Below are 13355 nucleotides of genomic sequence, written 5' to 3'. Positions count from 1 at the left end.
GGGGCAAGAGGAAATGTTGATAGAAGAGAAAACATACCGAATCGAGAAAGACTTTCTTGGGGAAAAGGAAATTCCAGCAGATGTTTATTATGGTATACAAACTTTACGCGCAGTGGAAAATTTTCCGATTACCGGTTACAAAGTCAATGAAGAAATGATTCGTGCACTGGCCATGATTAAAAAAGCGGCCGCTCTAGCGAATATGGATACCAAACGGTTATATGATGGTATTGGAAGCGCTATCGTCAAAGCTTCTGAAGAAGTGATCGATGGAAAGTGGCATGAATATTTCATCGTTGACCCAATTCAAGGCGGTGCGGGGACATCGATGAATATGAATATTAATGAAATCGTTGCCAACCGTGCGTTAGAACTTATGGGACACAATAAAGGTGATTATGTACATGTTAGCCCAAATAGCCATGTTAACATGTCTCAATCAACCAATGACGTATTCCCAACTGCCATTCATTTATCAACATTGCGTCTTTTGGAGCAATTGTTACAAACAATGACCAAGATGAGTACGGTTTTAAAGAAAAAAGCAAAACAATTTGATCATGTTATCAAAATGGGACGCACACATCTTCAGGACGCAGTGCCTATTCGCCTTGGTCAAGAATTCGAGGCTTACAGTCGCGTTTTGGATCGGGATATAAAAAGAATAAGTCAATCACGTCAACATTTATATGAAGTGAATATGGGAGCAACAGCAGTGGGAACGGGATTGAACGCAGATCCGCGTTACATTGAAAACGTTGTTACATATTTAGCTGAAATCAGTAACTTGCCGCTTGTAGGAGCAGAACATTTAGTAGATGCAACCCAAAATACGGATGCATACACTGAGGTATCAGCTTCATTGAAAGTATGTATGATGAATATGTCTAAAATTGCAAATGATTTACGTTTGATGGCTTCAGGACCGAGAGCGGGATTAGGAGAAATCACACTTCCAGCCCGTCAACCAGGTTCATCCATCATGCCAGGTAAAGTAAATCCAGTCATGCCAGAATTAATTAATCAAGTCGCTTTCCAAGTAATCGGGAACGATAATACGATTTGCTTAGCATCAGAAGCGGGACAACTAGAGTTGAACGTAATGGAGCCAGTGCTTGTATTCAATTTGTTGCAATCAATCAGCATTATGAACAATGCTTTCAATGTCTTTACAGATTATTGCTTGGAAGGCATTGAGGCTAATGAGCAGCATTTAAAAGATTATGTCGAACAAAGCGTCGGAGTGATTACAGCAGTCAATCCGCACCTTGGGTACGAAGTGGTTTCACGTATTGCCCGTGAAGCGATATTGAAAGGGAAATCAGTTCGCGAACTTTGTTTACAATATGATGTGTTGACAGAAGAAGAATTGGATCTGATTCTAAATCCTTATGAGATGACAAAACCCGGAATAGCGGGGGCTTCTCTTTTTGATCGGCAATAACCAGTATTTTGGTAGAAAACGTGAATCTATATGATTTTTGATATAATGACTATGCCTTTAGGACCGTTGGTATAAAGGCATGGTCATTTTTTATATGCATTTCAATAAGGTATGTCAAACAAACGTCCGTCAACTTCTTTTTGTCATAGATAACTTAATATTCAGTTATTGCGAGCATCAATCTAATCATGGATCGGTTTAACTGACAGTAGAAAACCCATCCTCCTTAGAATATATCCAGGGGGATGGGGAAACTTGAGCTCAATAATATGCCTGTATTAGCCCTTACCACTTCCTGTCCTCGAACATTCCAAGTACATGCAAAGACCACTACTGCCAGTACACAAGAAATCGTAATTAATGTAAAACCTGCATTCCAGCCTGAAAAGTCAACTACGTATCCCATAATGACATTAGCCGCCACAGATCCACCTAGATATCCAAATAAGCCAGTCAGTCCTGCTGCAGTGCCTGCAGCTTTTTTAGGAACTAAATCAAGTGCTTGCAGACCTATTAACATTACTGGTCCATAAATTAAGAATCCAATCGCAATTAGGGATATAATATCAATCATTATTGTTCGAGTTTGTCTAAAGTCTGAGGCCCAGCAATAAAAAACGATCGTCCCTTTTTTACAGGGCGATTCTTTGCTGTTATTATCTTTAAATGATATCTTACACCGGGAGAATTTTGTTCAAAATTCTAATCGTACCGTTCTATTCAGTATGGTTCAGCCATACATTACAAAGATGTAAATAGAATGATTAAGGGGGAACTGCTTTGTCAGAAGGTGTGCATAGTATCATATTACCTGTTTCCAAAAAAACGGTATGGGGTTTTGTAAGTAGCATAGATCGTTGGGCACCTCTAGTCCCAGGATATATCAATCATGAGATGTTAAATGAGCGGACACTTATTTGGGAGTTTAAAAGCGATTTGGGATTAATGAAGAAGAAAATTAAACTGGAAGTGAATATATTGGAATGGATTGAACCAGATAAGGTAACATTTAAGCTTAAGGGATTAAATGAAAAATTTGATGGGCATGGCTATTTTTTAGCAGAAGATTGCGGAATTGGACAGACTAAAATGACAGGCTGCCTGGCGATTACGGCAAAAGGCGCTAAAGCCCCTATCGTCAATGCTCTGTTAAAAACCTACGTTCCCCAAATGACGATCGAGTTTTCTGAGGCAGTTGCTCAAAGTCTCCTTGTACAAAAATAGGAATTACATATTGGAGTTTTATTGGATATTGGCACTTGACAATTATACCTAGGTGGTATGTATTATAAATTGTAAGATTTTTATCAAACCTTCATTTCGTCTGAAAGGGTTTTATGATGGATGTCTGGATAGGATTCATAAGTAATAGGCAGGGTAGGAGGCCTCACATGGAGTACGATAAGCAGGTTAAAAATAGAGTGAAGCGAATTGAAGGACAGCTTCGCGGGATTTTGAAAATGATGGAGGATAATAAAGATTGCAGGGATGTAGTAACTCAGTTAACTGCAACCAGATCTGCAATCGACCGGACAATTGGGGTAATAGTAAGTTCCAATCTTGTTGAATGCGTCCGGGAGGCTAATGAATCCGGGGAAAAGAATCCCGAAGAGCTAGTGAAAGAAGCTGTGAATTTATTAGTGAAAAGCCGGTAAGCAATTATTTTTTTATTAAATAGGAATTTTTAAGACAAATATTATTAGACTGCCTGGCCTATCTGAGTGTCCGGGGTGGATGGATTTTTTAAAATGGACCTCTACAAGAAGAGGTCCATTTTTGTGAATTCTCTGTTTTCATTTCTGATAAGCAAATCCTTTGATATAAAGAATTTGCATGGTATCCTTAAAGGGATAAAAATTTAGTGAGGGTATGCTATGGAATTTACGCATGTTACATCGGTTTTGCTCGGCCTCGTCATCATTCTAAATATTTTATTTGCAACGATTGTTATATTTTTTGAAAGAAGGGAAGCGAGCACGACCTGGGCTTGGTTATTGGTATTATATTTTTTGCCTGTAGTCGGTTTTATTTTATACCTGCTTTTTGGAACAAGTTTAAGGCACGCCCACTTATTCCAATGGGAGGATAAGAAGAAGATCGGGATCGAAGAAATCATTGATAAACAGATGGAAGAGCTTTCAACGAATCATTTTCCTTTTCGAAATGCTTCTTCGAGTAATTATCGTGATTTGATTTATATGCATCTCCGAAAAAATGATGCCGTACTTACTGAAGATAATAAAGTCGATATTTTTACGGAAGGGAAAAATAAGTTTGACCAGCTTTTTAAAGATATCGAAGCGGCCGAAAACCATATACATATACAATATTACATCATTCAAAGGGACGGCCTGGGTAAACGATTCATTGAAGCTTTGACTAAAAAAGCGAATGAAGGCGTCAAAGTTCGGCTGCTTTATGACGAATTGGGATCTAGAGGGATGACTAAACGTTTCTTCAGGGAATTTAGGCAGGCTGGAGGACGAGTGGAGGCATTCTTTCCATCCAAATTAAAATTTATTAATTTACGACTGAATTTCCGTAACCATCGAAAGCTCGTCATCATAGATGGAAAAGTAGGGTATGTTGGAGGCTTTAATGTTGGTGATGAATATTTAGGGCTTAATCCAAAATTCGGTTATTGGCGTGATACACACCTTCGTATAGAGGGTTCGGCTGTCAAGGCCATTCAAACTCGGTTTATCCTGGATTGGAATCAGGCATCAAAGCATCATGATATAACTTATCAGCCTCATTATTTCCCTATTGTAGAGACTCAAGGGAATATAGATTTGCAAATAGTGACAAGTGGGCCGGATTCGGAATGGGAACAAATTAAAAATGGCTATATTAAATTAATTTCATCAGCAAAGAAATCGATTCTCATTCAAACACCTTACTTCATACCGGATGCCAGTTTATTGGATGCACTCAGGATTGCCAGCTTATCAGGGGTAGATGTGAAAATCATGATTCCGAATAAACCTGATCATCTTTTTGTTTATTGGGCAACGACTTTCAATGCAGGGCAGTTATTAAGAGCGGGTGCTAAGGTATACATCTATGATAACGGCTTTATTCATGCGAAGATGATCGTGGTGGACGAAGAGGTCTCCTCGGTGGGGACAGCAAACATTGATGTCCGTAGTTTTAAATTGAACTTTGAAGTCAATGCCTTCATTTATGATGAAGGCATGGCCGAAACACTGACCAGGATTTTTTATAAGGATGTCGAAGTATGCAGGCAGCTTACAATTGAAGAGTTTGAAAAGCGATCAAAGTGGATTCGTTTTAAAGAGTCCATTGCAAGGCTGGTATCACCGATATTATAATATTTTAAATAAACGAACCATTACTACATGGTCTGTTCAGACTGTAGACAAATTCGAAAAATCGAGTTTGCCTGCAGTTTTTATAGTACGGAGCTTGATTTCAGAAATCCATTCCATTTCAGTTTTAGACCATTGTTATTCATTGAGTTTGCAAAATCGTTGACTTCCTCTTCAGGTACTCGCTTTCCGCTGCGGGGTCTCCCTTGGACGCGCCCTTCCCGCAGGAGTCTTGCACACCACTCCAATCAACTTTGCTTTATTTTAGATGGAACTTCTATTGTCTCAAAGTCAATGATTGAGGCTTCCTGCATTTTTAAACCAAGTACGGAGCTTGATTTCATAAAACAATAGTCTTATCCTAAAATCACGATATGTGGTGAGACCATTCCGAACTCGTTTTGGTACCATAGTTTATATCCAGAAAAGGGGGAAAAGCTGTGAAAACGTTTATAATCACAGGAGCTTCAAAAGGTTTAGGTGCTGCAATCGCAGAAGGGTGTTTGCAGACAAGTGATCATTGCATTTTAGTTTCCCGTACGGCCCATCCTGAAATGCAGCGGATTGCTGACGGTTCCGGGACGAAACTTACATTTATTTCTCAGGACTTGAATGAAACTGAAAAGTTGCCTTCCTTAGTCAATGAGATTCTTACTGAAGTCGATGATACAAGTGACATTTATTTCATTAATAATGCAGGTGTCATTGAACCTATTAAGCCGGTAGGAAACCTTGGTATAGTAAATTTGGAAACGAGCATGCGGGTGAATTTCATGGCACCCATCGTATTGGCTGATGAATTCGTTAAACAGACAAAGGACTGGAACAGAAAGAAGGTATTGGTCAACATATCTTCAGGAGCGGCAAAAAATCCTTATCATGGCTGGGCAGCCTATTGCAGTACTAAGGCGGGGCTGGAAATGTTTACACGGGTTGCAGGGCTGGAACAGGATAAAATGTCTTTTCCTACGTCTCTCATTTCTTTTTCACCAGGGGTAATGGATACGGAGATGCAAGGGACAATCCGATCAGCAGACGAACGGGACTTTGCCGATCGAGACAAATTTCATGAATATAAAGAGAAGGGCATATTAAGAAGCCCCGAATTTGTAGCAGATAAACTTTTGCAGCTGCTTGAAGCAGAAGATTTGGAGAATGGGAAGTTCTACGACATTAAGAATTTACTTTGATGTATAGGAGAATATGGCTTATAGCTTGGGGGTGTCCCTTTGGACAGCCTCTTTTTTTGTGATCCTTTATTCCATTAAAAAAAGACTAAAAAACCAGAATATCATCGCTAGGAAATGTGATAATTCGTTCTAACCAATTACCTGAATAACATAAACTTTTTTGGAGGGAGTTTGGAGGGTTTTGAATGACGATCATTATTGTAAAAAAAGGTGACAGCCTTTGGGAAATTGCCTCGAAAAATAAAGTTGCCCCATCGAGGATAATTGAAGTCAACGGATTGGAATCAACAACTTTGGTTCCTGGTCTGGCATTGTATATACCTAATGAAAAACCGGTGAATCGAAGGTATCTAATTAAAAGTCAGGATACTCTTACTAAAATCGGCAGTCGTTTTGGTACGAGTGCAGCGGCAATCAAGGAGGCAAACCCAGGAATCTCTGAAAACTCGCTAAAAGTCGGTACGGAAATTTTGATACCGTCTCCTTACAAAAATCAATTGATTACGCTGGGGTTTGCCTTCCCGACTTCAGGTGGAGTCGTATTTGAAACACTTGAGCAGAATGGTGATAAATTATCCTATTTAGCCATTGTCGCTTATTCGTTTACAAGGGAAGGAAATGCGTACGTTGATGGAGATGATCTCCCGCTTATCGCGAAATGCGAACAGACAGGGGTGAAGCCGCTACTGATGATCCGAAACTTTCAAGATGGTGATTTCGATGCTGATTTGGCTGGTGATGTCCTTGCCAGTTCAGTATACAGAGCGAATTTAATCAATAGTATGCTGACTTTCGTTAGGGAGAAAGGCTATGGAGGTGTCAGCATGGACATCGAATTCATCCCACCTGCCAGGCGTTCCGATTATGTGCTTTTTTTAAAAGAATTAAAGGAGGGGTTGAACGAACTGATCCTGCATGTGAACGTACATGCAAAAACAGCGGATAATCCTGATAATCGAATTGTAGGCGGGCATGATTATCGGGGGATCGGAGAGGCAGCTGACCTTGTTGCCGTGATGACCATTGACTATGGGTATCCGACTGGACCGCCTGAACCCATTTCCCCACTTTGGTGGATGGGAGAAGTTCTTCGTTATGCTTTGTTGAATATTCCTGAATATAAACTGCAGTCGGCATTTCCTATGTATGGATACGACTGGATAGTACCGAGCCACGAGACGAAAGCTTTATCAGCTCAAAATGCCCAAAACCTTGCCATTGCAACGGGTGCTGAAATAACTTTTGACACCTCAGCGGCTTCACCCTCCTATTCCTACCGAAGAGAGAATTCGAATCATGTCGTGTGGTTTGAAGATATACGATCGATAAGTGCAAAATATGAACTGATTGATGCATATGAACTGATAGGAGCAACTTATTGGCAGATTGGTTTGGAATTCCCGCAGAATTGGGAGTTTATAAATAATAATATCTGGATTATCAAATAGAATGAATGGGTGCAGGCGGTTTATATATTTACTTCCCTTTTTTGATTGTACGGCTTTTAACAGAGGCAAGCCAATCATACCGAGCAAGATTTTAAAGAGAGGCAATATTGTTAGACGGGTCTTGAAACGATAAAAAAGGTGCCATGGAAAACCAAGGCTCCTTTTTTTCGTGAAACGAAATCATCTAGGAAGATTAGATGACTTACTTGACAGCGATTGATCACATTGCTTCCCTATTAAATCGTTCCTTTTAAAAGTTGCATAAAGAAAGGCAAGGAATATCAGCGTGGAGGAAAATTGGAAGGTTGTTTTGACACTGTATGTTTCCGTTATAAAGCCTAATAGTAAGACAGAGCCGGCAAATGTAAGATTGATGACTGCTCCCCAAACGGCATGAATTATTGCAAGAGTCTTTTCCGTAGCATGGTCTTGGAATAGCTTGGTATAGATCACTTCCCGGATTTGTTCTGGGAGCCCGTACAGGCATGCCAGCAGCAAAGCTAATGCAGGAATACTGGTAGTTCCAAAAAGCAGGATCAGCAGTGAACTGAGAAATAGCCCGAAAGTGATGAAGAATCCAATATATTTTTCTAGTAACTTGGCAAAACGGATGACGATCAATCCACTGAAAATCATGCCGACAAAGTAGCTTGTGTTAATGTACCCCCACCATTCCTCACCCAGTTGCAGGTTCTGTTCTACATATATATAGATAACGGCAGCCACCCACACGCTTGAAGCTAAAGTGGTTATGAAATCAATGGAAATGAGGGTACGGATAGTTGGGATTTGACGAATCGCAACCCATCCGGATTTAATCGAATCCCAGTTTGACGGAGCAACAGGGTCCGTCGCTTGTTCAGGGACTTTGATTCTCCCTGTATAGATCGTTGAAACGGCATAAAGCATGACCGTAAGCCAAATGATGAAACTGCTGTTGGTACTTATCAATAAGACGGAACCTAGTGGCCATCCTGCTACAAAGATGGTCTGGGTGATCACATTCAAGAAACCATTCACTTTCATCCGCTCTACTTTTGGAACTAATTGAGGAACCAAAGCTGCGCTAACCGGGGCAGCGACTCCGTCCAATAATGAAATCAAAGCAATGAAGAAAATGACGGCAACGGAAAAACCATGATCGAAACTTATTATAAAGATTCCTAGGCAAACGAGTAAGATCGTTTTCCACCATTGAGATTGAACGATGATTCTTTTTAAAGGAAACCTGTCGATGACAAGGGGGGCAAGTAAACTGCTGATGAACCGAAAAATCGTTGTAATGAACGGGAGCAAACTTAAATAGAAGGCAGACCCCGTCAAATTATATAATAGTGAAATCAACCCGACTACATAAAAAATATCCCCTAGATTTGCAAATGCCTGACCAATCCAAAGGCAACGAAACGATGTGTTTTTCATGAATACCATCCTTTACGAAAATGAAGTTCATGGATATTTAGAATGGTTATTTTTTTACACTGGATTCACTCCTTAGATTCAATAGATTGCATGAGCCGGGTTGGCTTTTTTTATAAATGATTTTACCATAATATGAATGTGGGCGTTCTGAAATGCTTGCTCAATATGGAATATGGAATTATACTCCTTAATATATGTAAAAAAGGAGAAAAATTTGATGATTCGACGTTTTGCTTCATATTACCTGCCGCATAAGCGGTTATTCATTATTGATTTCTTCAGTGCAGTGGTCGTGGCTGTACTTGAACTTGCATTTCCGCTAGCTGTTCAGTGGTTTATTGATACACTGCTGCCTGGCGACGATTGGTCTGCCATAGTTTCGGTAAGTGTCGGTTTGTTCATGCTTTATATCATTAGTACCTTCTTACAGTTCATAGTAGGGTACTGGGGCCACAAATTGGGTATAAATATCGAGACTGATATGCGTGAGGAATTATTTGAGCATGTGCAGAAACAATCTTTTCGTTTTTTTGATAACACGAAAACCGGCCATATCATGAGCCGCATAACCAATGATCTGTTCGATATTGGTGAACTTGCTCACCATGGTCCCGAAGATTTATTCATTGCCTTCATGACTTTTATAGGTGCATTTTGGATTATGTTGACAATCAATGTGAAACTCGCACTCGTATCGGTTTGTATTTTACCGTTTCTCGTGTTATTGATTGTCATAAGTAATTTAAAGATGAATAAAGCTTGGAAGAAAATGTATACAGAGGTTGCGGATGTAAATGCCCGTGTGGAAGATAGCGTCTCAGGAGTGAGGGTTGTACAATCCTTTACGAATGAAACATATGAAATGAAAAGATTTGCTACTAATAATCGCAGATTCCGTAAAGCCAAACTACTAGGTTATAAGGTTATGTCATTTAGTTTATCAGGCATTTACATGATGACGAGGTTCATGACCCTTGCCGTGTTGGTGATTGGAGCTTGGCTAACTTTTCATGGGCAGCTCTCTTATGGGGAACTGGTTGCATTCGTCTTATATGTTAACGTATTATTTAAGCCGATTGACAAAATCAGTGCGTTGATGGAACTCTATCCAAAAGGGATGGCCGGCTTTAAGCGTTTTACGGAACTACTGGATGTCGCGCCTGATGTAGAGGATAAAAAGGATGCAATTGAAGTGACCACCCTATTAGGGGATATTTCCTTTAAAGATGTTTCTTTTAACTATGAAGACAAAAAGCCGGTTTTAAAAGGAATTGATCTAACAATTAAAGCTGGTGAAACCATCGCTTTTGTTGGGCCTTCAGGAGCTGGGAAAACGACCATATGTTCATTGATCCCGCGTTTTTATGATGTTATGGCCGGTTCAATATCCATTGATGGAATTGATATTCGTGAAATGACGAAAAAGTCATTGCGCTCACAAATTGGCATAGTCCAGCAAGATGTATTCCTTTTCACAGGAACTGTAAAAGAGAACATTGCGTACGGAATGCTTGGAGCATCGGATGAACAAATTCAAGAAGCCGCAAGGAAAGCCCATTTGGAGACTTTCATTGAAGGACTTCCAGAAGGCTATGAAACTCAAATAGGTGAACGAGGCTTGAAATTATCGGGAGGACAAAAACAACGAATTGCAATAGCGAGGATGTTTTTGAAGAATCCGCCAATATTAATTCTCGATGAGGCAACCTCTGCACTCGATACGGAGACGGAAAGAATAATCCAGAAGGCTCTTACGGAACTAGCTGAAAACAGAACTACGTTAATCATCGCACACCGATTGGCAACCATTCGTAACGCTGACAAGATCGTGGTTGTTACGGAAGAAGGAATTGCTGAAGAAGGCGGTCACGATGACTTACTTAAGCAGGGGGGAATTTTTGCCAATCTGCATCAATTACAATTCCAAAAATGATAAAAAGCTATATGTCCTAACAAGGAAAGCTGAGTTTGTTGACTAAAGGGGTTTTACCTAAAATTTTAAAACAAAGTTGATGGGAGCGGGTGTGCAGGACTCCTGCAGGAAAAGCGGTCAAGGGGAGATCACGCAGGCGCAAGCCGCCGAGGGCGGACCGCCCGCGGAAAGCGAGTGCCTGTAGTGGAAATCGATGTTTGAGGTTTTATAAACCCACATAAAAAACTGAGACAAACTTGTCTAGTTTGTATACAGTCTGAGCTATATGTCCTTATAAGGACATATAGCTTTTTTAATAGAATGGAAAGTAGTTCAATCAATATTGAGTTTTTAATAAGGAATAAAAGTCTTTTAATAAATCCAGGTTGGGGGGGGGGGAATGGCGGCTTATTAATCGGTTATCCGTTCAAATTGAGGCGAAATCTAATAGGTTAGCCTATAACAATAGAATTGGCTGTGCATACAATAAGGGTAGACGGTGAGGCCATAAACCAGAAAAGATTAAGGAGTGTAAATCGTGAAAGTCATGACTATTTTAGGGACTCGACCTGAAATTATCAGATTAAGTCTAATCATAAAGAAACTGGATCAATATGCCGATTCACATATTCTAGTGCACACTGGACAAAATTTCACCTCATCCTTAAGTGAAATATTCTTCCAACAGCTTAAGGTACGAACCCCTGATTATGTCTTGCTGAATCAACAGCAAACCCTCGGTGAACAGTTAGCAGCCATATTTAGTAAATTAGAGACCATTCTTTTAAATGAAAAGCCCGACAAAGTATTAGTGTTGGGGGATACAAACTCCGGACTCAGCTCCATCTTAGCAGAAAGAATGGGCATACCAGTCATTCATATGGAAGCAGGGAACCGTTGTTTTGACTTGGAAGTGCCTGAAGAAAAAAATCGTCGTATTATTGATGCTGTTTCAAGCTTTAATTTACCTTATACTCCTCAAAGTAAAGAAAATCTTTTGAATGAAGGTATCCCGAGTAAAAGAATATATTTATCGGGAAACCCAATTTGCGAGGTCTTGAACCATTACAACAATGAGATTGAGCAAAGTGTAATTTTGGAGAAACTGAATCTGGATAAGGATGATTATTTCCTCGTTACAGCCCATCGTGCTGAAAATGTTGACCATGAAGACCGATTGCTGGAAATTATGAAAGGTATTAATTCAGTTGCCGAAGCCTATCAAAAAAGAATCATATGCAGTTTACATCCCCGGACAAAATCCCGTATTGAATTAAGTCCCAAATTAGAAGTGCATCCATTAATTGAATTTCATGAGCCATTTGGTTTCTTTGATTTCGTAAAGCTTGAAAAAAACGCTTTTTGTGTGCTGACCGATAGTGGAACCGTTCAAGAGGAATGTTGTTTGTTCCATGTACCGACCGTTACGATACGAAAAACAACCGAAAGGCCAGAAACCATTGAGTCGGGCAGCAATATATTATCAGGAATTAACGCTAAACAAATCGTCAATTGTGTGAAGGTTATGGTTAACCAGCAAAAGGACTGGACTTTTCCAGTAGGCTACGACCATAAAAACGTTTCAGATAAAGTACTTAAAATAATACTGGGAGGCCATGAAATTGATTAAGAATCAAACCATCTTAGTGACAGGCGGAACAGGCTCATGGGGATATGAATTGGTTAGGCAGCTTCTTGAGTTTGAACCAAGGGAAATACGTATTTTTTCAAGAAATGAGTCCAATCAATTTACAATGAAGCAGGAATTTGACAATAATCCAAAATTGAATTTCATTATAGGGGACATAAAAGAAAAAGAAGCTATAATGGAAGCATCCCAAGGTGTTGATTATATTTTTCATTTGGCTGCATTAAAACATGTGCCTGTTTGTGAAGATCAACCCATTGAAGCATTAAAGACGAACGTAATTGGAACACAGAATGTCATAGAAGCTGCTATAAGTTGCAATGTTCATTCAGTTGTAAACATTTCTACAGACAAAGCGTCAAATCCATCCAACTTTTATGGCCTTTCAAAGGCGATGGCAGAAAGATTGATCATCCATGCTAATACATTAAAAACGAATACAAGATTCGTATGCATCCGAGGCGGAAATGTTTTGGGAACAAACGGAAGTGTCATCCATGTATTTAAAAAGCAGATTAAAGAAAAGGGAAAAATCGGCATAACCGACTTAAACATGACGAGATTCTTTTTAACCATTGAAGAAGCGATTAAATTGGTATTTAAAGCAACCTTTGAAAGCATTGGCGGAGAAATATTCGTAATGAAAATGCCGTCCTGTAAAATTATCGACTTAGCTGAAGTGTTGATGGAAGCATCCAATAAAACAAATGTAGGTGTAGAAGTCCTTGGCATCCGTCCTGGTGAAAAACTCCATGAGATCCTGCTTTCAGAATATGAAAGCACAACGGCGATTGTCTATGATGATGAATATTATGTAATACTTCCATCCATTCACATAAATGGGGTTAAAGAACATTACGCTAATTACCAGCCGGTTAGTTTAGAAGACTATAACTCTGGCACTGGACTAATGGATAAATCCCAGATTGCGGAAATGTTAAAGAATGGGGGCTTTATTTAAC

The 13355-nt window shown here is 39.7% G+C and carries 10 protein-coding genes and 1 pseudogene; 9 read left to right on the top strand and 2 right to left on the bottom strand.

The genetic code is table 11. The features are described from left to right. Positions 1 to 13 precede the first annotated feature (13 nt). On the top strand, positions 14 to 1444 hold the full coding sequence (aspA, locus tag AC2YHV_RS14185) for an aspartate ammonia-lyase (RefSeq protein WP_034307227.1): 1431 nt from the start codon (positions 14 to 16) through the stop codon (positions 1442 to 1444). A gap of 226 nt (positions 1445 to 1670) precedes the next feature. On the opposite strand, the pseudogene AC2YHV_RS14180 reads toward aspA, so the two are convergent. Further along, positions 1671 to 2018, bottom strand: a pseudogene (locus AC2YHV_RS14180) (hypothetical protein); the annotation flags it as partial. A 206-nt stretch (positions 2019 to 2224) separates the two neighbouring features. Here AC2YHV_RS14180 and AC2YHV_RS14175 point away from each other — a divergent pair. The 5 genes from AC2YHV_RS14175 to AC2YHV_RS14155 all read left to right on the top strand — a co-directional run bounded on the left by AC2YHV_RS14175 (position 2225) and on the right by AC2YHV_RS14155 (position 7411). Further along, the gene (locus tag AC2YHV_RS14175; protein WP_063576039.1) at positions 2225 to 2668 is read left to right on the top strand and encodes an SRPBCC family protein; all 444 of its coding nucleotides are present in this window, start codon (positions 2225 to 2227) and stop codon (positions 2666 to 2668) included. Positions 2669 to 2835: 167 nt separating this feature from the next. Continuing rightward, entirely contained in the window at positions 2836 to 3099 is a 264-nt protein-coding gene (locus tag AC2YHV_RS14170; RefSeq protein WP_063576040.1) for a metal-sensitive transcriptional regulator, read from the top strand. A gap of 219 nt (positions 3100 to 3318) precedes the next feature. Next, complete coding sequence (gene cls, locus AC2YHV_RS14165) at positions 3319 to 4776, top strand: cardiolipin synthase (protein WP_264638696.1); 1458 nt, start codon at positions 3319 to 3321, stop codon at positions 4774 to 4776. A gap of 437 nt (positions 4777 to 5213) precedes the next feature. After that, positions 5214 to 5963: a (S)-benzoin forming benzil reductase gene (locus AC2YHV_RS14160; RefSeq protein WP_487373457.1), complete on the top strand. Its 750-nt coding sequence runs from the start codon at positions 5214 to 5216 to the stop codon at positions 5961 to 5963. A gap of 185 nt (positions 5964 to 6148) precedes the next feature. Next, positions 6149 to 7411: a LysM peptidoglycan-binding domain-containing protein gene (locus tag AC2YHV_RS14155; protein ID WP_487373456.1), complete on the top strand. Its 1263-nt coding sequence runs from the start codon at positions 6149 to 6151 to the stop codon at positions 7409 to 7411. A 180-nt stretch (positions 7412 to 7591) separates the two neighbouring features. Here the strand turns inward: AC2YHV_RS14155 and AC2YHV_RS14150 are convergent, their stop codons facing one another. Further along, positions 7592 to 8833, bottom strand: coding sequence for an MFS transporter (locus AC2YHV_RS14150; RefSeq protein WP_487373455.1), 1242 nt, complete (start codon positions 8831 to 8833; stop codon positions 7592 to 7594). A 217-nt stretch (positions 8834 to 9050) separates the two neighbouring features. Here AC2YHV_RS14150 and AC2YHV_RS14145 point away from each other — a divergent pair, with 217 nt between their 5' ends. From AC2YHV_RS14145 to AC2YHV_RS14135, 3 genes are all read left to right on the top strand, one after another. After that, positions 9051 to 10766, top strand: a complete 1716-nt coding sequence (locus AC2YHV_RS14145) for an ABC transporter ATP-binding protein (protein WP_487373454.1) — start codon at positions 9051 to 9053, stop codon at positions 10764 to 10766. Positions 10767 to 11283: 517 nt separating this feature from the next. Beyond that, positions 11284 to 12375 (top strand): non-hydrolyzing UDP-N-acetylglucosamine 2-epimerase, encoded by a 1092-nt coding sequence (gene wecB, locus AC2YHV_RS14140; protein ID WP_427524723.1) that lies wholly within the window; start codon positions 11284 to 11286, stop codon positions 12373 to 12375. Further along, the gene (locus AC2YHV_RS14135) at positions 12368 to 13354 is read left to right on the top strand and encodes a polysaccharide biosynthesis protein (RefSeq protein WP_487373453.1); all 987 of its coding nucleotides are present in this window, start codon (positions 12368 to 12370) and stop codon (positions 13352 to 13354) included. The genes wecB and AC2YHV_RS14135 overlap by 8 nt, the downstream gene beginning before the upstream one ends. The last annotated feature ends 1 nt before the right edge of the window (position 13355 follow it).

It is taken from the genome of Peribacillus sp. SRI_006 (assembly GCF_057586375.1).
The sequence above is the reverse complement of the archived record's forward strand: the minus strand, read 5'-3'. Positions and strand labels throughout refer to the sequence as shown.